The 20,542-nt window shown below is 64.2% G+C and carries 20 protein-coding genes; 9 read left to right on the plus strand and 11 right to left on the minus strand.

All coding sequences use genetic code 11. The annotated features are described in order from the left end of the window. Positions 1-39: 39 nt before the first annotated feature. Positions 40-396 (minus strand): ArsR/SmtB family transcription factor, encoded by a 357-nt coding sequence (locus tag AC1DZP_RS04935; protein ID WP_457152519.1) that lies wholly within the window; start codon positions 394-396, stop codon positions 40-42. 206 nt (positions 397-602) lie between these two features. On the opposite strand from AC1DZP_RS04935, the gene AC1DZP_RS04940 reads away from it, so the two are divergent. Continuing rightward, positions 603-1,781, plus strand: a complete 1,179-nt coding sequence (locus AC1DZP_RS04940; protein ID WP_477300497.1) for an MFS transporter — start codon at positions 603-605, stop codon at positions 1,779-1,781. Between the two features lie 25 nt (positions 1,782-1,806). On the opposite strand, the gene AC1DZP_RS04945 is transcribed toward AC1DZP_RS04940, so the two are convergent. Further along, positions 1,807-2,262 carry a MarR family winged helix-turn-helix transcriptional regulator gene (locus AC1DZP_RS04945; RefSeq protein ID WP_457152521.1) on the minus strand — a complete coding sequence of 152 codons (456 nt, stop codon included), beginning with the start codon at positions 2,260-2,262 and terminating at the stop codon, positions 1,807-1,809. A 232-nt stretch (positions 2,263-2,494) separates the two neighbouring features. Here AC1DZP_RS04945 and AC1DZP_RS04950 point away from each other — a divergent pair, with 232 nt between their 5' ends. After that, positions 2,495-3,289 (plus strand): SDR family NAD(P)-dependent oxidoreductase, encoded by a 795-nt coding sequence (locus AC1DZP_RS04950; protein WP_477300499.1) that lies wholly within the window; start codon positions 2,495-2,497, stop codon positions 3,287-3,289. A 21-nt stretch (positions 3,290-3,310) separates the two neighbouring features. Here AC1DZP_RS04950 and AC1DZP_RS04955 read toward each other — a convergent pair whose 3' ends face one another. Then, the gene (locus AC1DZP_RS04955) at positions 3,311-3,910 is read right to left on the minus strand and encodes a LysE family translocator (RefSeq protein WP_477300501.1); all 600 of its coding nucleotides are present in this window, start codon (positions 3,908-3,910) and stop codon (positions 3,311-3,313) included. A 177-nt stretch (positions 3,911-4,087) separates the two neighbouring features. On the opposite strand from AC1DZP_RS04955, the gene AC1DZP_RS04960 reads away from it, so the two are divergent. Further along, positions 4,088-4,957 carry a LysR family transcriptional regulator gene (locus tag AC1DZP_RS04960; protein ID WP_477300503.1) on the plus strand — a complete coding sequence of 290 codons (870 nt, stop codon included), beginning with the start codon at positions 4,088-4,090 and terminating at the stop codon, positions 4,955-4,957. 12 nt (positions 4,958-4,969) lie between these two features. Here the strand turns inward: AC1DZP_RS04960 and AC1DZP_RS04965 are convergent, their stop codons facing one another. The 3 genes from AC1DZP_RS04965 to AC1DZP_RS04975 form a co-directional block, all read right to left on the minus strand. Beyond that, positions 4,970-5,623 carry a dihydrofolate reductase family protein gene (locus AC1DZP_RS04965; RefSeq protein WP_477300505.1) on the minus strand — a complete coding sequence of 218 codons (654 nt, stop codon included), beginning with the start codon at positions 5,621-5,623 and terminating at the stop codon, positions 4,970-4,972. A gap of 118 nt (positions 5,624-5,741) precedes the next feature. Beyond that, the gene (locus AC1DZP_RS04970; protein WP_477300507.1) at positions 5,742-6,584 is read right to left on the minus strand and encodes a protein-L-isoaspartate O-methyltransferase family protein; all 843 of its coding nucleotides are present in this window, start codon (positions 6,582-6,584) and stop codon (positions 5,742-5,744) included. A gap of 74 nt (positions 6,585-6,658) precedes the next feature. Beyond that, positions 6,659-8,023, minus strand: coding sequence for an Nramp family divalent metal transporter (locus AC1DZP_RS04975; RefSeq protein WP_477300509.1), 1,365 nt, complete (start codon positions 8,021-8,023; stop codon positions 6,659-6,661). Between the two features lie 231 nt (positions 8,024-8,254). On the opposite strand from AC1DZP_RS04975, the gene mntR reads away from it, so the two are divergent. After that, on the plus strand, positions 8,255-8,710 hold the full coding sequence (mntR, locus tag AC1DZP_RS04980; protein ID WP_167392353.1) for a manganese-binding transcriptional regulator MntR: 456 nt from the start codon (positions 8,255-8,257) through the stop codon (positions 8,708-8,710). Between the two features lie 109 nt (positions 8,711-8,819). Continuing rightward, the gene (locus AC1DZP_RS04985; RefSeq protein WP_477300511.1) at positions 8,820-9,008 is read left to right on the plus strand and encodes a hypothetical protein; all 189 of its coding nucleotides are present in this window, start codon (positions 8,820-8,822) and stop codon (positions 9,006-9,008) included. Positions 9,009-9,177: 169 nt separating this feature from the next. Here the strand turns inward: AC1DZP_RS04985 and AC1DZP_RS04990 are convergent, their stop codons facing one another. Continuing rightward, the gene (locus tag AC1DZP_RS04990; RefSeq protein WP_477300513.1) at positions 9,178-10,773 is read right to left on the minus strand and encodes a hypothetical protein; all 1,596 of its coding nucleotides are present in this window, start codon (positions 10,771-10,773) and stop codon (positions 9,178-9,180) included. A gap of 51 nt (positions 10,774-10,824) precedes the next feature. Then, entirely contained in the window at positions 10,825-11,247 is a 423-nt protein-coding gene (locus AC1DZP_RS04995; protein ID WP_477300515.1) for a hypothetical protein, read from the minus strand. Between the two features lie 193 nt (positions 11,248-11,440). Between AC1DZP_RS04995 and ypfJ the strand changes: the two genes are divergently transcribed. After that, positions 11,441-12,367, plus strand: coding sequence for a KPN_02809 family neutral zinc metallopeptidase (ypfJ, locus tag AC1DZP_RS05000; RefSeq protein ID WP_477228134.1), 927 nt, complete (start codon positions 11,441-11,443; stop codon positions 12,365-12,367). Positions 12,368-12,522: 155 nt separating this feature from the next. Further along, a complete protein-coding gene (locus AC1DZP_RS05005) occupies positions 12,523-13,788 on the plus strand; it encodes a TCR/Tet family MFS transporter (protein ID WP_477300517.1) in 1,266 nt (421 codons plus the stop codon). A 36-nt stretch (positions 13,789-13,824) separates the two neighbouring features. Here the strand turns inward: AC1DZP_RS05005 and carA are convergent, their stop codons facing one another. Beyond that, positions 13,825-15,030: a glutamine-hydrolyzing carbamoyl-phosphate synthase small subunit gene (carA, locus tag AC1DZP_RS05010; protein ID WP_477300519.1), complete on the minus strand. Its 1,206-nt coding sequence runs from the start codon at positions 15,028-15,030 to the stop codon at positions 13,825-13,827. Between the two features lie 277 nt (positions 15,031-15,307). Here carA and AC1DZP_RS05015 point away from each other — a divergent pair, with 277 nt between their 5' ends. Further along, a complete protein-coding gene (locus AC1DZP_RS05015; protein ID WP_477300521.1) occupies positions 15,308-15,757 on the plus strand; it encodes a GatB/YqeY domain-containing protein in 450 nt (149 codons plus the stop codon). A 182-nt stretch (positions 15,758-15,939) separates the two neighbouring features. Here the strand turns inward: AC1DZP_RS05015 and AC1DZP_RS05020 are convergent, their stop codons facing one another. Together AC1DZP_RS05020 and AC1DZP_RS05025 are read right to left on the minus strand one after the other, a co-directional pair. Next, positions 15,940-16,923, minus strand: a complete 984-nt coding sequence (locus AC1DZP_RS05020) for a hypothetical protein (protein ID WP_477300523.1) — start codon at positions 16,921-16,923, stop codon at positions 15,940-15,942. A 180-nt stretch (positions 16,924-17,103) separates the two neighbouring features. Further along, positions 17,104-18,054, minus strand: a complete 951-nt coding sequence (locus AC1DZP_RS05025) for a hydrogen peroxide-inducible genes activator (RefSeq protein ID WP_477228129.1) — start codon at positions 18,052-18,054, stop codon at positions 17,104-17,106. A 264-nt stretch (positions 18,055-18,318) separates the two neighbouring features. Here AC1DZP_RS05025 and katG point away from each other — a divergent pair, with 264 nt between their 5' ends. Next, positions 18,319-20,514 (plus strand): catalase/peroxidase HPI, encoded by a 2,196-nt coding sequence (gene katG, locus AC1DZP_RS05030; RefSeq protein WP_477300525.1) that lies wholly within the window; start codon positions 18,319-18,321, stop codon positions 20,512-20,514. Positions 20,515-20,542: the final 28 nt, after the last annotated feature.

Here is a 20,542-nt window from a genome sequence, read left to right on the forward strand (position 1 = left end):
CCCCGCTATGCGGGGCGAGGAACCCAATTCCTGCAAGGGTCAGGCGGAAACTTCAAGATCGTGGCCACCGACCGCGGGCAGCGCGGGATCGTCTCCGGCGGCGGCGATGACGCTGTCGAGCAGGCCGGGGAAGCGGGCGTCGAGGTCGGCGCGACGCAGCGTGATCATGCGGTTGGTGCCAACGACTTCGGCGCGGGTGACCCCGGCCTCGCGCAGTTTGGCCAGATGATAGCTCAGATTGGTCTTTGAGCCGAGGTCGAGGAACTGGCTGCAGTTCAGCGCCACGCCTTCCTTGCTGGCGAGATAGCGCACGATGGCGAGCCGCGTCGGGTCACCGAGCACGCCGAGCACGATCGGCAGGCTGATCTGGTCGGTATTGGGGTGTGGCAAGGTCATGGCTGGAAACTAAGCACAGTTCGGGCCGATTTCAACGCATCCATCCTGCTCTGCGCATACGCGCCGTTCTTCCGTTGCGATCCGTGCTGACCGACTGTGCTGACACAGGGCTGTCAGGAGGGTGCTGCTATTTTTCCCTGGCTTCATTGACATCATGCCCTGTCATGTCCAATTGTTCAATAACTTTTGAACTAAGGACACGCCCCATGGACAAGCGCCTCTTTTGGCTTGCGCTCGGATCGTTCACGATCTCGACCGAAGGCTTCGTCATCTCCAGCCTTTTGCCGGACATCGCGGCGGACGCCGGCATCTCCATTCCGCTGGCCGGCACGCTGATCACCGCCTTCGCGGTCGCCTATGCGGTGGGCACGCCGATCCTGGCGACGCTGACCGGTGAATGGGACCGGCGCCGCGTCATCCTGTGGACGCTGGTGTTCTTCGTCATCGGTAACATTGCCGCCGCGCTGAGCTCCTCCTTCGAACTGCTGCTGATCGCACGCATCGTGATGGCGCTGTCGTCGGGCCTGTTCGCTGCGACCGCGCAAGGCACGGCGGTGGCGCTGGTTGATGACCATCACCGGGCCCGCGCCATTGCCGTCGTCGTCGGTGGCACTACGGTGGCTGTCGCGGTCGGCGCGCCGCTTGGCGCTCTGGTCGCTGCATTCGCCGGCTGGCGCGGCACGTTCTACGCCATTGCCGGCCTTGGCGCGCTTGCCGGCGCGATCCTTTGGTACCGGCTGCCACGCGGCATCGTCGGCACCAGGCTGCCCCTGAAGCGCAGGCTGGCAGCGGCGCTGCGGCCCGGCGTGATGCCGATCCTCCTGACGACGCTTCTGGCGCTGACCGGCGCCTTCACCGTCTTTGCCTATGTCGCGCCGCTCGCCATCGAGGGCGGCGGGCTCAGCCAGATCGCGCTGCCCGGCATGCTGCTCGCCTTCGGCGTCGGCGCCGTCATCGGCAACATCGCCGGCGGCCAGGCAGCCGACCGGTTCGGCGCCACGCGCACCGTCGGCTGGTCGCTGACGCTGAGTGCGGCCATGCTGGTCATGCTGTCGGTCATCCCGACCTTCCTGCCGTCCCATATTGCCGGACCGGCGCTGATGGCGATGATGGTGCCGTGGGGCATCGTCGGCTGGGCGTTCCCGCCGGCGCAGGCCAGCCGCATCATCAAGCTGGCGCCCGACGCCGCGCCGATCGTACTGTCGCTCAACGGCTCGGCGCTCTATCTCGGTGTGGCGCTGGGCGCCGTGGTCGGGGGCGCCGTGCTGCGCTATGGCGCGCCGGCCGATCTCGGGCTGGTCGCCGCGGCCTTCCCGATCATCGGGCTCGGCATCGTGCTGGCCGGTCGCTGGGCGGCGCGGCCGGTTGCCATGCCGGCTGAGTAGTCTTCTCGGAAGCCCGTCGGCTGCCTTAGCTGGCCGGCGGCAGCTCGAAATCCAGCGCGGCGATGTCATCCAGCGCAGCGCGCAGTTTTGCCGCCTGATCCTTGCCGACCACGTCCTCGAAACGCTGCTGGGCGACGTGCCACAGCTTCATCGCCTCATCGAGTTTGACCAGACCCTGCGGCGTCAGCCGCACGCGCTTGATGCGGCGGTCGTCCGGATCGGCGAAAGTCTCGACATAGCCGTCGCGGATCAGTGGCTTCAGCGTGTGGCCAAGCGCCGACAGGTCCATGATCAGGGACGCGGCAATGGCACCCATCGCCGGCTCGTTGCCGATATGGATCTGGTAAAGCAGGCCCTGCTGCGTGGCCTTGAGGCCCGAAGGCGCAAGCACATCATCATAATACTGGCCGAGCTTGCGTGCCGCGCGACGCAGCATGGCGTTGTTGCACAGCGTCAGGCCGGGTAGGGCATCTTTTGACATGTTTTTCCCTCGGCTCTTTCTCTCGGCGACGGCTGCATCACGCCCGACCGCTTACCCCTAAATAATCTCAGTCCCGATCATTGACAAGATAGTGGCATATGCCTATTTCAAGGGTAGTGGTATATGCCACTAAATGAAATCAGATGGCTTTGGCGGCAAGGCAAGGGCAGTTGCCCACGGTGCCGGCGGCAAAAGTCGAAGCGAAGCAATCAGTCGAAGAAGGAACAGGACAATGAGTGGACAGAGCAACAAGGGCACGGCGGTGGTCACCGGAGCTTCCGCAGGCATCGGTGCGGTCTATGCGGACAGGCTGGCAGGGCAGGGCTATGACCTGCTGCTGGTGGCGCGGCGCGCCGACCGGCTCGAGGAACTGGCGGAGAAGCTGCGCTACGCCTACGGCCGCAAGGTCAGCGTGATCAACGCCGATCTCGCCGACGACAATGACGTCCGCCGGGTCGAGCAGGCGATCGCCGCCGACGACAGCGTGACGGTGCTGGTCAACAATGCCGGCATTGGCGGCCAGCAGGTGGTGGCGACAGCCGATGCCGAAGCCGTCGAGCGCATGATCAAGGTCAATGTCATCGCCTTGACGCGGCTGACCCGCGCGGTGCTGCCAGGTCTGGTGGCGCGCAACCGTGGCGCCATCGTCAACATCGCCTCGGTGCTTGCCTTCGACACCTCGTTCGGCGGCATCTACAGCGGCACCAAGGCCTATGTCGTCAACTTCACCGAAGCCCTGCAGCGCGAAGTTGCGGGTACGCAGGTGAAAGCGCAGGTCGTGCTGCCAGGCGCGACCCGGACCGATTTCTGGGAAATTGCCGGCAGCGATATCGATAGCCTTCCGAAGGAGATCATCATGACGGCGGACGATCTGGTCGATGCCGCACTTGTCGGCCTGGCCAAGGGCGAAACGGTCACCGTGCCGGGGCTTGCCGACGCCAGCAAGCTGGACACTTTCCTCGGCGCGCGCCAAGCCTTCTACGGCAGCCTGCATGCCAACAAGCCGGCGGCGCGCTACGCGGCTTGATCCCTGCGTGGCGGTTGGCGTTCAGGCCGACCGCCACATCGGAATGATCGAGGCGGCAAGCACCAGCGCCAGCACGATGTTGAGACCGCGCCATTGCCACTCGGTCTTGAGCAGCCGGGCAAGCAGCATGCCGGCCATGCACCACAGCGACAGCGAGGCCGCTGCCGCCAGGCCGAAGGTGGCGCCGAGCAGCAGCGCAAGCTGCAGCGGGCCGCTGGCCAAAGCCGCGAACGAGGCTGCCGCGCCGAGCCCCATCGCCCAGCCCTTGGGGTTCATCCATTGAATACCGGCACCGCCCAGAAAGCTGTTCGGACTGGCCATGGTGACGTCCAGGTTGGGCGGTCCGCTGCGGCCGATCTTGATCGCCAGCCAGACGAGATAGAGCGAGCCGACGACCTTCATCGCCAGTTGCAATGAGGGCACCGCAAGCAGCAGGCCGGCGAGCCCGGCAGCGGCCGCTCCCGTCACTGTGGCGAGGCCGGCGGCGCTGCCGAACAGCAAGGGAACGGAACGGCGAAAGCCGAACTGCGCGCCAGAGGCCGTCGACAAGGTCGTGGCGATGCCGGGCGTGGTGGTGGCGACGATCGCAAACAGGACGAGGGGGATGATCGGCTCGAGCATGCGGCTTCCCTTAAGCGCGTCGACACGGTTCAAGTTTTTGTTTCTGCATGTCGTTCTCCCAAAACCGCTGCGCACTTTTCGGCGACATGCATTGTCGGACACCGCCATCCTAGCCGCGCGAGAACTTCAGTAAATGCAATGTTTGCTATGCTTGGCATTAGAAGACATAATGCAGCTATGATCCGAAATCTCGACATGGCGCTGATCCGCACCTTCGTCACCGTCGCCGACAAGGCCAGCATGACGGCGGCTGCCAATGCGCTGCACCTGACGCAAGGCGCGGTCAGCCAGCAGGTCAAGCGGCTGGAGGAGGCGCTCGGCGCCAGCCTGTTCGAGCGCGACCGGCGCGGCCTCAGACTGACGCGCGCCGGTGAGCGGCTGTTCGGCAAGGGTAAGCGCCTGCTGGCCTTGAATGACGAGATCTGGACCGACATGGCGGGCACCCCGGTGGCCGGCCAGGTGCGGCTCGGCGTGCCCTACGATCTCGTCGGCACCTTGCTGGCGCCGGTTCTGAAGCGCTATGCCGAGACCTATCCGCAGGTCGAGATATCGCTGGTCTGCGCCTCGTCACCGGAACTGACTGCTGCCCTTGCGGCCGGCACCATCGACCTTGCGGTGATCGAGGAACGGGTCGGCCCCTCGGCCGGCGAGTGCCTGGCCATAGACCGGCTGGTCTGGGTCGGCGCCAAGGGCGGCGTTGCCCGCGCCAAGCGGCCGCTGCCGGTTTCGATCGTTGCCGACACCTGCGCCTTCCGGCCGGCGGTGCTGTCGGCGCTTGGTGAGCACGGGCTGGAATGGCGCACCGTGTTCGAGAACGGCAACATCGACGCGACGACGGCGACAGTGCGTTCCGATCTCGCCGTCACCACATGGCTGGCCTCCACCGTTCCGGCCGATCTCGACATATTGCCGTTCGATTCAGGCCTGCCGCCGCTGCCGAATTTTGCCATCAACCTGCATCTGCCGAGGCACGGTGTCGGGCCGGCAGCGCAGGAATTCGCGCGGCATATCCGCGAAGGGCTGGCGCGGCGGCTGATGGCGGCTTGAAACCAGATCTAGCTACTTCCAGTTCTTGCGCCGCTCGATCTCTACCTCGGATGGCTTTTCCGACGCGAACGATCCGGTCTTGATCTCGCCGCCACGCTCATACGTCGCCATGATGACGCCGGTGCTGGAGGCCTGCGAGCGGGTCAGCTTCAAGGCGGAAGGCATTGTGCCGTTGCCGAACAGCCGCTTGCCCTTGCCCAGCACCAGCGGGAAGATCAGCAGGCTGATCTCGTCGATCAGGTCATTGGCGAGCAAGGTCTGGATCAGGTCGCTCGAACCCTGGATGAGCAGGTCCGAGCCGTCTTGCTGCTTCAGCTTGCGCAGCGTTGCCACGACGTCGTCGCCCAGCGACTGGCTGTTGTTCCAGGTCAGCGTGTCGTGCCGGTGCGTCGCCACATATTTGGTGACGGCGTTGAAGCTTTCGGCGATCGGATCGTTGTCCTGGTACGGCCAGTGCGCGGCGAAGATGTCGTAGGTCTTGCGGCCGAGCAGCAGGTCGAAGGGCTTGGTGAAGGTCTCGCCCATGAACGCGCCCATGGCGTCGTCCCAGTAGTGGAACGTCCAGCCGCCGAACTTGAAGCCGCCGGCCGGATCCTCTTCCGGACCGCCTGGGGCTTGCATGACGCCATCGAGGCTGACGAATGTCGCGGCGATGATCTTTCTCATTCCAATGCTCCGGTTTCTTCAATCCACGCCGTCGCGGCTGGACTTCAGCCCAAGGACGCGCGGATCGCCGCCCGTCCGACACCGCTGGCAAGATTTTGGCAGCCCCGCCGTCGATGCGTCACCTGCGAGGCCTGGCATCCAGGACGCGCGAGGAGAACCAGACCTCACCGAAGATCGCCGTGGCGGTGCGGTCCGGCAGCTTGTCCGACGTCAGCCAGATCGAGCGGCTGCGCGCGGCCTGGTCGCGCGTCGGGATCTTCGCCGCGGGGTCTGCAACCGAGGCGCCGACACATGGAATGAACCATGAGCGCATGAAGGGGTCGCAGGCGAAGCCCTTTTCGGTGCGGGTCACCATCACTGCCAGCGGGACGCGCTCGGCCGGGCGCCAGGGAAAGATCATGCGACCGCCCGGCCGCAGCGCCTTCAGCCATCCCACCGGTGGCGCGGCGACGCCGGCATTGACGTAGATGATGTCGGATGGCGGCAAGGGCGACGTCACGGCATCGCCATGGACGACGGTCACATTGCCATAGGTTTCGAGATTTTGTCGTGCGAGTTCGGCCAGGTTTTTGTCGAGTTCGAAAGCGGTGACGGTGCCGCCGGGCGAAACCAGTTTGGCCAGTGCYGCGGTATAGTAGCCGGTGCCGGCGCCGATATGGCAAACGGCTTCGCCGGGTTTCGGCGCAAGCTTGCCGATCCACATGGCGTGCAGGAACGGCTCGCCGTTGTTGATGCCCTTGTCGTTGTCGAGCGCCACCAGCACGTTCTGGTAGATGTGAGCCGGATCCGCGCTCGGCGTCGTGATCTTGCCGTTGCCGGCGATGATCGTCCACGGCCCAGGACCGAGGAAGGCTTCGCGCGGCACCTCGGCGAAGATCGCCTCCAGGCGCGGATCGGGCGAGCCGGCATTGGCGGCCATCAGCCTCGCGTAGAACTTCCTGACGTCTTCTATCCCGGTCATGACGCGGGAGAAGATAGCGCGGATTGCCGATTTGTCGCCGGACTATCTCTCAGCAGAGCAGTCGATTTTGCGTCTCAGCCGACCCCGAACATGGTGTCGTAGAGCAGCTTGAAGTTGAGCACCAGGATGATCGCGGCGACCACCCAGGCCAGTGCGGCGACGCCGCGCGGAATGGCGAGGTTGCCCATCTTCTTCCTGTCGGAGACGAACTGCACCAGCGGGACAACCGCGAAGGGCAGCTGCATCGACAGGATCACCTGGCTGAACACCAGCAACTGGCCGGTGCCTTTTTCGCCATAGAGCGCGGTGACGATCACCACCGGGATGATGGCGAGCCCGCGCGTCAGCAGGCGGCGTGCCCAGTTGGGGATGCGCAGGCGCAGGAAACCTTCCATGACGATCTGGCCGGCCAGCGTCGCCGTCACCGTCGAGTTCAGGCCGGAAGCCAGCAGCGCGACGGCGAACAGGATCGAGGCGATACCGAGGCCCAGCAGCGGCGACAGCAGCTCGAAGGCCTGGCCGATCTCGGCGACATCCTGGTGGCCGGTGTCGTGGAAGGCGACCGCCGACACGATCAGGATGGAGGCATTGACGAACAAGGCGAGCATCAGGGCGATGGTCGAGTCCGTCGTTGCCCATTTGATGGCGTCGCGCTTGCCCTTGTCGGTGCGCTCATAGGCGCGGGTCTGCACGATTGAGGAGTGCAGATAGAGATTGTGCGGCATGACGGTGGCGCCGATGATGCCGATGGCGATGTAGAGCATTGCCGGATTGGTGACGATCTCGGACGACGGAATGAACATTGCATGCAGGATCGAGCCGGCCGGCGGGGCGGCGACAAAGATCTGGATGGCAAAGCAGCTGAAGATGATGATCAGGAGCGCGATGACGAAGGCTTCGAGATAGCGAAACCCCTTGTTCATCAACAGAAGCACGAGAAAGGCATCGAGCGCCGTGAGCATGGCGCCGCCGATCAGCGGAATGCCGAACAGAAGCTGCAGCGCGATCGCGGTGCCGATGACTTCGGCTAGGTCGCAAGCAATGATGGCCAATTCGCAGGCGATCCACAGCATGAAATTGACGGGGCGCGGATAGTAGGCGCGGCAGGCCTGGGCGAGGTCGCGGCCGGTGGCGATGCCGAGGCGGGCAGCCAGCGCCTGCAGCAGGATCGCCATCAGGTTGGAGAGCATGATGATGAAGAGCAGCGTGTAGCCGAACTGCGCGCCACCGGCGAGGTCGGTCGCCCAGTTGCCCGGATCCATATAGCCGACCGAGACCATGTAGCCGGGGCCCATGAAGGCGAACAGCCGGCGGAACCAGACGCCCGAATTCGGAACCGCGATGGAAGAATTGACCTCGCGCAGGCTCGGCTGGTCGTCCTCCTCGGGCCTGGCGAACCGCCAAGTGGATCGGGAGGCTGTGGCTTCGACTTCAGACATGAGGGGCTTTCCGCGCGACGTATCGATATTCCCTTAAGCTATGCCATGGCTCAACATTATGCAATATGCTATATTTCATTGTCGGTGCTTTTTGTTCGAGCCGTGACCTGGCGCGGGAACGGTCGCCGACAACGCCGGTTGCGCCTGTGGCGGAATGCAAATAAACGGCCTGAAGAATCAGAGCCCGTGCTATGAATGCATGGACGGCTAAACTCCCAGGAGGGGCGCGCATTGGCGCTGAAGAACAGACCGGTCCCGCGCGAAAAGCCGCTGCCTGACGCCGATGTCCATTCGGAGGGGTTCAGGCACACGCGCGAAGCGCGCCGCAGCGCTTTGGTCGAGGATTATGTCGAGCTGATCGCCGACCTGATCGAAGACGGCAACGAGGCGCGTCAGGTCGATATCGCCGCACGGCTCGGCGTCGCCCAGCCGACGGTGGCCAAGATGCTGACCAGGCTGTGCGCCGACGGCCTGGTGTCCAGAAAACCCTATCGCGGCGTGTTCCTGACCGATGCCGGCCGCAAGGTCGCGGTGGAGAGCCGCATCCGCCACCAGACGGTGGAAGCCTTCCTGCGCTCGCTCGGCGTCAGCGCCGAGACTGCGCGCATCGATGCCGAGGGCATCGAGCACCATGTCAGCGCCGAGACGCTCGAAGCGTTTCGCAAGGCGATGACGGCGGCGCGCTGAGCTGCGTCAGCGCCGCGTTTCCCGAACGACGAAGCCGCGCGGGAACCGCCTGATGTTACGCACGTTGCTCCTGACACCGCGCGATTGGCGCGCGCCAAGGGAGGAAGCGATGGGCGTTGAACAGGCACCGACCGCAAAGGGCAAGCAGGYGGCCAAGGGACTGAAACAGGCAGCGGCCAAGGACGAGCGCAAGACCGAGGCGGAGACCGGTCATCCCCTGAAGAAGGGCGCCGCGCGTTTCGAGGAGCGCTCGAAGAGCTCCGATGGTAAGAGCGCCGGCGCCAAGCAGAGGGATTAGGCGCCTGTCGGGCAGACATCGGCAATTGTCGGCGAAAGCCGTTTGCTGAGATGTAGCAACCGCACCTTCGTTGTGGCAGGACCGCTTGTCCCTAGGCTATGGCCCCGGCGTTCGAGCCCTTTGAACGGACCACTGGGCCTATCAATTTCCCTACGGCAAAACCGGGCTCTCACTCCCTGACATCTTGCACCCAGCTTTTGGGGTGGCCGTCGACGCGGAACTGGAAGATGAAATAGGGCGGGATGCAGGTGCCTTCACCAGGCTTGGCCTGGGGCAGGTCGTCATAGCCGGCGGTGCAGATATAATCCTCGCGGCAGGGATGCGCCTTGTCGCAGGCACGTAGGCCGGCGGTCTTGGTGAATTCCTTGGTGCAGAATTTGTGATCCTTGCCCGACGCGATACAGTCGTTGAAACCGGTTTTGGCCAACCGTCCGCACGTCGCCTCGTCGGGAAGCTTGTCACAGCTTGCCTTGCGCAGCATGCCGCCGGGAAAGCCGCCGGTCTTCTGCTGCGGATTGTCGTAGCGCTGGCGTGCGGCGCCATAGCCGGCGTGCTTGACCAGCGGCTTCTTGTCCCGCGCCGGATCGATGGCGCATGCCTTGGCGGTGGCCGGTGAAAGCCGGCAATACTGGTCGTTGCCCCATGTCGACATTTTTATCTCGCCGAACTCGACGGGGTCGCCGACCGCCGTCCCGGCCTCGCTGACGCAGGTGCCGAACCCCGGATGGATGGCGCTTTCATGGACGCCGGCGCAGCGTAGGCCTTCGCCGCAGCTCCAGTCCTTGAAGCTCAAATCCTCGCCGCGATAGCAGATCGAGCCCCAGCCATTGTAGAGGTCGGTGCCCTTCAGCGCCTCGGCGTATTTCTGGTCCGGACGGGCGGCAAAGCCACGCGTGAAATCCGGATGGCCGCCGGCGGCGAACTGCTCGACGATGGCGCGTCGACGCGGCAGGTCGGCAAAGAACACGGCGGAGCCCGGCACGAAGACAGCGTTGCGGCGTGGCTCGCTGGCCGGGTCGGCGCCGGTATAGTGGAAGCCGGCAATGCCATGCGTCTGGTGGCAGCCGGTGCAGGTTATCTCATTGAGCCGCAGGTCGAAGCCAGCCACCGACTTGACGGAGGAGAGCGTGTTGCCCCTGGCAACGTAGTCCTTCAGCGCCTTGTCGATATCGGCGTCGTCGACCAGCCCATAGGCGATGTTGTTCTGCGACCGGCTCAGGCCGCCGGGTGCTACGGAGACGGCGCTCTTGGCCAGGAACTTTTCGTCGATGACCAGCCGCCCATGATCGAGGTCGTAGATGTTGCGGTGGGTGAGCAGCCACTTGGCGAAGGACGGCTTGTCGGCCAGCACGATCGCCCGGTCGATCTGGTTCTCCATTTTCGATTCGTAGAAGCTCGAGGTGGCCGGATTCCATTTGAAGATCTTCAACAGATATTCGGCGTGGCCGCCGAAATCGCGACGCGTCGAGGCCGATAGCCTGAGCACCTGCATGTTGAGTTCAAGCCGCATGATCTGCGACGAATTCAGCATGGAGCCGGAGAGCGGCCCTTCGTCGGAGCGCAGCCAGGCCGCGAGCTGGTCGGGCGGCAGATCCTTCTGCCCGGCGGCAAGCCAGCGCTTGGCGATTTCGGCGCAGGATACGTCCGTTACGCTCGGCAAATCCCTTGAAGCGCGGGCCTGGGCCCGCGTGGGCTTGGCGTTGAACACCAGGCTCATGGTCAGCGGCAGGCGCGAAGAAATGCGCTGGCCCGCCTTTCCCTTCACTAGCTTTTCCGCGACCGAATAGTGGAAGCGGTAGATCAGCCGGATCTCGCCTCATTCGGTGTGGCCGAGATAGCCCCGGTCCATGCGGTTGACGACGCCGGTCAGGTCGAGCGTCGAGCCGTCGTCGTCGATGTATTTCGGATTGAATTTCTGGCTGGTGTCGGTCGACCTTGCCATGGCCGCGACATAGGGGTCGGGGCTGGTCTTCGGTTCGTCGGCGATCTCAAGCTTGACGGTGTCGCGGACGGTGGCCAGCGCCGGCACCGAAAACAGGCCGCGATTGTCGACCTCGCGGGTGAGGCCGAGTGCCGGACCGAGCAGGCGGCTGATCGACAGGCCGCCACGCTCCAGTGCCTGCAAAGTGGCGGGATCGGTGACGGCGACACTGGAATCAAGCGTCACCGCGCCGGCACTTGCGAGACCAAGGCAGAGCAGAGCCGCGAGCAGCGACACGAATTCACCGAACGTCTTCAAGCCTCGCGTACCCCTCCGTTTGCGGCGATGCTACAGGCCTTCCGTGGTCTCTGCCAGAGTGGCGAGGCAGCCATTCGGCAGGGGCGCAGTCTCGAAAAATGCTGTGACTTGGTGCAACCATTGGGATAATTGTTTGTTGGGTTGAGCCGGCCTTGCCGGAACAACGGGGAAGTTCGCAGCGCGAGGAGTTGCCATGCTCTGGAGAGGCCGTCGTCAGAGTGACAATATCGAGGACGACCGCAGCGACAGCGGCGGCGGGCTCGGCGGCGGCAGCCCCGGTCAGTTCCGCATCCCCATCGGTGGTCGCGCCGGGGGCGGCGGCAGCATCTTCCTCGTCATCCTGGTGGTGCTGGCCGGATGGTATTTCGGCTTTGATCCGTCGACGATCCTGGGTGGCGGCGACGGCGGCCTGCTGCCGGGCGGCGGCGGGCAGATCACCGACGACAGCGGCGGCCAGGACAGCGGCGCGGGTGCGCCCGCCAACGACGAGATGAAGCAGTTCGTCGCCACCGTGCTGGCCGAGACCGAAGACACCTGGACCGGCATCTTCAAATCGCAGGGCCTGACCTACGAAGACCCGAAGCTGGTGCTGTTCAGCGGCCAGGTCCGCTCGGCCTGCGGCTTTGCCTCCGCGGCGGCCGGACCGTTCTATTGCCCCGGCGACCACAAGGTCTATCTCGACATGACCTTCTTCCAGCAGCTCGACCAGCAATTCGGCGCCTCGGGCGAGTTCGCCCGGGCTTATGTGGTCGCGCATGAGGTCGGCCATCATGTGCAGAACCTGACCGGCATCATGTCTAAGTTCAACCAGATGCGGCAAGGCATGAGCGAAGCCGATGCTAACCAACTGTCGGTGCGCATCGAGCTTCAGGCCGATTGCTTCGCCGGTGTGTGGGCACATTACACCGCGCAGAAAGGCATATTGGAGCAGGGCGACATAGAGAGCGCGCTGAACGCCGCCAAGCAGATCGGCGACGACACGCTGCAGAAGAAGACGCAAGGCTATGTCGTGCCGGAAAGCTTCAACCACGGCACCTCGCAGCAGCGGCAGACCTGGCTGGCGCGCGGCTACAAGAGCGGCAAGCTGTCGGATTGCAACACGCTGAGCGGCCCGATCTGAGAGACCGTTTTCCGAGATCGACCTGAGGGCGAACCGCCGTCAGGGGATGTCAGGATGAAAATGTCAAGCCTGTTCCCTTATTGTTCCGGGCGACAAGCTCGCCTATAAGGTGCGTCCGCCTGCGCCCCAGGGCGAGCAGAGGAGCTTGACCCTTTATGATCGACCCCAAAACCGCCAGACGGGGCCTTGCGCTCGTCTTCACGACGTTGCTGCTCGATATCATCGGCTTCGGCATGATCATGCCGGTGTTGCCGGCCTATCTCAGGGAGTTGACTGGCGTCAGCATCAGCGGAGCGGCGATCGAGGGCGGTTGGCTGTTCTTCGTCTATGCGGCGATGCAGTTCTTCTTTGGGCCCATCATGGGTGGCTTGAGCGACCGTTTCGGACGGCGGCCGATCCTGCTCGCCTCGGTGCTGACCTTTTCCATAGACAACCTGATCTGCGCCGTCGCCTGGTCCTTCCCCATGCTGTTCATCGGGCGCGTGCTGGCCGGCATTTCCGGCGCCAGCTATTCGACCACATCCGCCTTCATCGCCGACATCTCCAATGATGAGAACCGGGCGAAGAATTTCGGCCTGCTCGGCATCGCTTTTGGCGTCGGCTTCGTCATCGGGCCGGTTCTGGGCGGCCTGCTCGGTACGTTCGGGCCGCGCGTACCGTTCTATTTCGCCGCCGGGCTGGCTTTCGTGAACTTCCTGATTGCGCTGTTCCTGTTGCCGGAAACGCTCGACGACAAGCATCGCCGCCGTTTCGAGTGGAAACGCGCGAACCCGGTTGGGACGCTCCTGCAGATGCGCCAATACAAAGGCATCGGCTGGATCGGGCTTGTCTTCTTCCTGATGACGCTCGGGCACATGATGTACCCGGCGGTGTGGTCGTTCGTCTCCAACTACCGCTATGGCTGGAGCGAGCAGCAGATCGGCTTTTCGCTCGGCGCCTTCGGCCTGTGCGGGGCGATCGTCATGGCGACGGTGCTGCCGCGCGTGATCCTCAGGCTTGGCGAGTGGAAGACGGCAGCCATCGGCCTTGCCTTCACGGCGCTCAGCGCCTTCGGATACGCCTTCGCGTCGCAAGGCTGGATGATCTATGCGGTGATCGTCGTCGGCTGCCTGGAAGCGCTTGCCGACCCGCCGCTGAGGAGCCTCGCCGCCGCCAAGGTGCCGCCTTCGGCGCAAGGCGAACTGCAAGGCGCGATGACCTCGATCTTTTCGATCACCTCGATCATCACACCGCTGCTCTATACGGCGATCTTCTCCTGGTTCACCGGGCCGAGCGCGCCCGTGACCTTCGGCGGCGCGCCCTATCTGGTTGGCGCGTTTTTCCTGACGCTGGCGCTCATCGTCTTCGTCACCAAGGTGGCAAAGCCGGTGGCGGTCAGAAACGTCACCACCAGCGTGGCGGAAGATGGAGCGCAGATATGAGCGATGACGGACGCGTGAGGCGCGCGCCGCTTCCGGTTAAGCCCGCTCCGCCAGCAATTCTTCGCCGCGCTTTTCGCGGATCAGGTTGACGAAGCGGCGGAACAGATAGTGCGAATCCTGCGGGCCGGGCGAGGCCTCGGGATGATGCTGGACCGAGAACACAGGACGGCCGGTCAGCGTGATGCCGCAATTCGAGCCGTCGAACAGCGAGACATGGGTTTCCTCGACGCCTGATGGCAGCGAGTCCGCATCGACGGCAAAGCCGTGGTTCATGGAGACGATCTCGACCTTGCCGGTGGTGTGGTCCTTGACCGGATGGTTGGCCCCGTGATGGCCCTGATGCATCTTGGCCGTCTTGCCGCCCAGCGCCAGCGCCAGCATCTGGTGGCCAAGGCAGATGCCGAACACCGGGATGTCGGTCTTCAGCAGGTCCCGGATGACTGGTACGGCATAGTCGCCGGTGGCTTCGGGATCGCCGGGGCCGTTGGAGAGGAAGATGCCGTCGGGCTGCATGGCAAGGATTTCTTCAGCGCCGGTCTTGGCCGGCACCACGGTGACCTTGGCGCCGAGGCCGGCGAGCAGGCGCAAGATGTTGCGCTTGACGCCGTAGTCGATGGCAACGACATGCATCGAAGGCTCGGCCTGTTCGCCAAAGCCTTCGTTCCAGACCCATGGCGTCTCGCGCCAGACCGAGGACTGACCTGAAGTGACTTCCTTGGCGAGATCGAGCCCGATCAGGCCAGACCACGCGGCGGCGCGCTGCTTCAGGTCGTCGAGGTCGAAGACGCCGTCGGGCGCATGCGCAACGACTGCGTTGGGCATCCCCTTTTCACGGATCAGCGCGGTGAGCGCGCGGGTGTCGATGCCCGACAGAGCGACGATGCCGCGCTTCTTCAGCCATTGGTCGAGACCGGTGCCGGCGCGGTAGTTGGACGGGTTGGTGACATCGGCCTTGAACACGGCACCGACAGCGCCGGCGCGTGCAACCGGATTGAGATCCTCGATGTCCTCTTCATTGGTGCCGATGTTGCCGATATGCGGAAAGGTGAAAGTGACGATCTGGCCGGCATAGGACGGGTCGGTGAGGATTTCCTGGTAGCCGGTGAGCGCCGTGTTGAAGCAGACTTCGGCGACGGCGGAGCCGGTGGCGCCCAGGCCGCGACCCTCGATGACGGTGCCGTCGGCCAGCACCAGAAGGGCGGTCGGCCTTTCGGTTGCCCAAGCGGGTGTCATCTCAGCCATGGCGGCGCTCCTATCAGTCTGCGCGCTGCAATCGGCCCGGCGGGTCATGTGCGCGGCAAATAGCGCGAAGCGGCGATTTCGCGGCTTCCACGCAGTCAAGCTTCAGTTCATGCAAGGCCCAGTACATAGGGGAAGGGCGCAAAGCGGTCAATGACCATGCGCAATCCGGCTCCGATTTATTTCATCTAGCAATATCAGTGGCTTGCCTGGCAATATCAGAGTTTGCGTTGGCCTGTCCCCGGCGCTATTGTCCGCGCCGATCGAAGGAGAAAGCACCATGCGTGGCAAAATCGCCGAATCCCTGAAGAGCGCGATGAAGGCGCAGGACAAGCACCGGCTGCCGACATTGCGGCTGATCCAGGCGGCCATCCACGACCGCGACATCGCCAATCGTGGTTCGGCCAAGGATCCTGCCAGCGATGAGGAAATCCTGCAGATCCTGGCCAAGATGGTGAAGCAGCGCGAGGAGTCGGCCAAGGCCTTCGACGATGGCAAGCGGCCGGAACTGGCCGCGCAGGAGCGCGGCGAGATGGAGATCATCCGCGCCTTCCTGCCGACGCAGCTGGACGAGGCCGCGGTGGCCGTGGCCGCGCGCGAGGCGATCGCGGCGACGGGCGCGACCAGCCAGAAGGACATGGGCAAAGTGATCGCCGCGCTGAAGCAGAAATATGCCGGCCAGATGGACTTCGGCAAGGCGAGCGGCATCGTTAAGGGCCTGCTGCAGTAGGCTTGCCACCCATCGCTGACCGGGGCTTGCGACCGTCAGCGGTTGCCAATTCGGCCTGACCGTTCACCAATGCCTTCGACAACGATGCGGATCAGGTGCCTGATCTCGTCTTGCCTGAAAGGCTCTCCCGAGAGCGCCGAAAGCATCGCCTGGCTGGGCGGCAGCCTATCCGGGTGCGGACTTCAAGACCCCTTGCAGATCGGCAGTGGCTGGGGCGGTGGTGCCGGATGATCCGTCTTGTATTGGGCGATGATCGGCTCGAGGGTTTTTCTCGGCCAGAATTTCGGCGCGCCGATTTCCTTCAGGCAGGATGCGTTCCAGTAGGGCACACCGCCCGACTGCGAACGGTGTGCCACTACCGCGGCAATGTCGCGTGATTCCGGATAGATGTAGAGCGTCGTCGGGTTGTCCTTCACCATCGAGATGATCTGCCGTGCATCCGCCGGCGACCAGCTAGTGCAGCCATTGCTGCGGCCGCCAGGATAGTCCACCAGCTTGCCGAACGGCACCAAACCGTCATGGTCGGCATATGAGCTGTTCGGATTTTTGCGCATGCACTGGGCGCGCAGCACCTGCGCCGCATGGCCGCCGATCACCCGCTGCCTGGCATTGGCGGCTTCGCCTTCGCCGTCGAACTGTATGAAGGTGCGCAGGAAGGCCGCGTCCTGCTTCGCACCGGTGCGATAAAAGCCTTTGAACGAAGTTTTCGCCTCGCGGGTCATATAGGCGCCGCCTGCGGTCAGTTCCGAATCCATGGCATTGCCGAAGTTCTTCGAGCATCGCCTGCCATTTGAAAAATCGATAGTGCCTTTGAGGTTGCGGCCGCCGCCGTGACCCGACGGAATTGCACGAAACGACTGGCTGCCTTCGCAGATGACATAATACCGGCGCCCGAGCACGCCATTGCCGAGATCGCCGGGTCGTGTGGCGTCCATGGCGAAATAGCAGGGGTTTCTGACCGCACCTTGCGCCACCTTTTTCAGGTAAAGCGCGCGGGCCCGCTCCAGGACCACTTGCGAGATCTGACCATCGCTGTCGCCGACATGGGCCTGCAACCAGGCGGGAACATCGGGAAGCGCGGCAAACGACCGCGCCGACACCGTCAAAGCGATGACAGCGAGGAGGAGGCTGGCGACGATACCCAGAGGGACAGATCTCAACCGCACCGGATCACTTCTCCCGCCGTTCGCAATTCCCCGCGGTGTTGCCGCCGCGAATCGATTATAAATCGCCTCGCGCCAATCGGCGAAACACAACTTGTTTAGCAGGCCGCCCAAGCGGTGTTTTGAAAATGGTCAGGCAATCCGCAAGCTAACCACGCGAAGCCGGAAACCAAGGCGTGTTTGTCAGGCGGTTGCCGTCAGGTTCAGCAGGTGCGCAATCGGTGTCGGATTGTGCTGTGCGCGCAGTGCGTCGGCCGACTGCCGAACGACTTCCGAAATCCGCAGCAGCTGTTTGGCGATCGGGCTGGTCTTGCGCCAGACCATGCCGATCGTCCGTGACGGCTGAGGGCTCCTGAAGCGGGCGATGGAGACCGACGCCGAGCGCGTCTCCACCGGCACGGCCATTTCCGGGATCAAGGTGACGCCGATGCCGGCGCTGACCATCTGGACCAGGGTCGACAGCGAGCTGCCGTCCAGCAACTCGCGTGGCCGTGCCGAATGCATGTTGCAGAAGGAGAGCGCCTGGTCGCGGAAGCAATGGCCTTCTTCCAGCAGAAGCAGCCGCATTTCACGCAGCATTTCGCGATTGGGCACCGGCTTTCCCTCGTCTTCGCCGGGCCGGACCAGGACGAAGGCCTCGGCAAACAGCACGATTTCCGTCAGCGACGGTTCGGACACCGGCAAGGCAACGATGGCCGCATCGAGCCGACCGTCCGCCAGTTCCTGGATCAGCTTCTGCGTCTGCGTCTCGCGCACATGGATATCGAGGCCATCATGCATGCTCGAGAGGTTGCCAATGATCGTCGGCAGGAGGTAGGGCGCGATCGTCGGGATGACGCCGATGCGCAGCCGGCCGACCAGCCTGTCGCGCGAGGAACGCGCGAGATCGGCGAGCTCGTCCACCGAACGCAGGATGTCGCGGACGCGCAAGGCGAACTCTTCGCCGAAATTGGTCAGCCGGACCTGTCTGGCGCCTCTTTCGAAAAGCTCCGTGCCCAGCGTTTCCTCCAGTTCCCTGATCTGCACCGAAATGGCAGGCTGGGAGATCGCGCAGGCGTCGGCCGCGCGCCCGAAGTGGTTGTGCCGCGCCAACGCCTCGAAATAGCGCAGCTGCTTCAGCGTCAGGTTTGTCATAATGTCACCTTATCGCTGTAATCAGGAAATCCAACTTAAATTAATCGCGCAGCTTTGCTATAGGAGCTGCAAGGGAGATGAGGAGCAGCCGGGACGGCTTCGTCCGGGGCGTGCCCGCAGCGACAGGAACATCCAAGATATTCGGTCGCGTATCTGGCATACGGTCATGCGCCAGCCATGAAACGGACCGCTTCCAGGGACATCCTTTGTCCTTGTTCACGCAGCAGTTGAAACAGCTCAACACAGCCACGATCGGAGAAAAACATGGACGCACAAACTGACGACCCCAGCACGGGCAAATGCCCGGTCGTGCACACAGCCGTCGGCAGGGTCAACCGCGACTGGTGGCCGAATCAGCTCAATGTCCAGATTCTCCACCAGCAGTCGCCGCTGTCCGATCCGATGGGTGAGGCGTTCGACTATGCCGAGGAATTCAAGAGCCTCGACCTCGACGCCGTGATCAAGGACCTGCATGCGCTGATGACGGACTCGCAGGAGTGGTGGCCGGCCGATTTCGGCCATTACGGGCCGCTGTTCATCCGCATGGCGTGGCACAGCGCCGGCACCTACCGCATCGCCGACGGTCGCGGCGGCGCCGGAGCCGGCCAGCAGCGTTTCGCGCCGCTGAACAGCTGGCCGGACAACGTCAACCTCGACAAGGCCCGCCGGCTGTTGTGGCCGATCAAGCAGAAGTACGGCCGCAAGATCTCCTGGGCCGACCTGCTGATCCTGACCGGCAACGTCGCGCTGGAATCGATGGGCTTCAAGACCTTCGGCTTCGCCGGCGGCCGCGCCGACGTGTGGGAGCCCGAGGAGGACATCTATTGGGGTCCGGAAGGCAAGTGGCTGGCCGACGAGCGCTACAGCGGCGACCGCGATCTCCAGGATCCGCTCGGTGCCGTGCAGATGGGCCTGATCTACGTCAACCCGGAAGGACCGAACGGCAAGCCTGATCCGCTGGCCTCGGCGCGCGATATCAGAGACACCTTCGCGCGCATGGCCATGAACGATGAGGAAACCGTCGCGCTGATCGCCGGCGGCCACACCTTCGGCAAGACCCATGGTGCCGGCGATGCGACGCTGGTCGGCGTGGAGCCGGAAGGCGCCGACATCGAGCAGCAGGGCCTTGGCTGGGCGAGCACGTTCGGCACCGGCAAGGGCGGCGACGCCATCGGCAGCGGCCTGGAAGTCACCTGGACGACGACGCCGACGAAGTGGAGCAACAACTTCTTCGACAACCTGTTCGGCTTCGAATGGGAGTTGACCAAGAGCCCCGCCGGGGCGCACCAGTGGACGCCGAAGGGCGGCGCGGGTGCTGGCAGCGTGCCGGATGCGCACAATTCGGCCAAGCGCCACGCCCCCTCGATGCTGACCACCGACCTCGCTTTGCGGTTCGATCCTTCCTACGAGACGATCTCGCGGCGCTTCCATGAAAACCCGGCTCAGTTCGCCGACGCGTTCGCGCGCGCCTGGTACAAGCTGACCCACCGCGACATGGGCCCGCTGGTTCGCTATCTCGGCCCGTTGGTTCCAAAAGAGGAACTGCCCTGGCAGGACGTCATTCCGGCGGTCGATCATGTGCTGATCGACGAAGAGGACGCTGCGGCGCTGAAGGCCGAGATCCTGGCCTCAGGCCTGTCGGTATCGCAGCTGGTGTCGGCGGCGTGGGCGTCGGCCTCGACCTTCCGTGGCTCCGACAAGCGCGGCGGCGCCAATGGCGCGCGCATCCGCCTTGCGCCGCAGAAGGACTGGGCCGTCAACCAGCCGGCGGAACTCGCCAAGGTGCTCGACAAGCTCGAAGCGATCCGCAAGGCGTTCAACGCTTCGCAGACCGGCAGCAAGAAGGTCTCGCTTGCCGACCTGATCGTTCTCGGCGGCGGCGCCGCCGTCGAGAGGGCCGCGAAGGACGGTGGCCACAGCGTCGACGTTCCCTTCTGGCCGGGCCGCATGGATGCCTCGCAGGAGCAGACGGACATCCACTCCTTCGCACCGCTGGAACCGACCGTTGACGGTTTCCGCAACTATGTCAGCGGCAAGCAGCGGCTGACCGTCGAGGAGGCGCTGGTCGACCGCGCGCAACTGCTGACGCTGACGGCGCCGGAGATGACGGTTCTCGTCGGTGGCCTGCGCGTTCTCGGCGCCAATGCCGGGCAGTCGAAGCACGGTGTCTTCACCAAGCTGCCGGAAACGCTGAGCAACGACTTCTTCGTCAACCTGCTCGACATGGGCACGGAGTGGAAGGCGACCTCGGACGCCAAGGACGTGTTCGAAGGCCGCGACCGCAAGACCGGCGAAGTCAAGTGGACCGGCACCCGTGCCGACCTCATCTTCGGCTCGCATTCGCAGCTGCGCGCGCTGGCCGAAGTTTATGCGACCGCAGACGCCAAGGCGAAATTCGCCAGGGATTTCGTGGTGGCATGGACCAAGGTGATGAACGCCGACCGTTTTGATATCGCCTGAGCTCGGCAAAAGGCACTGGCGCGGCCTG

Source organism: Mesorhizobium sp. P2_F8 (genome assembly GCF_056403655.1).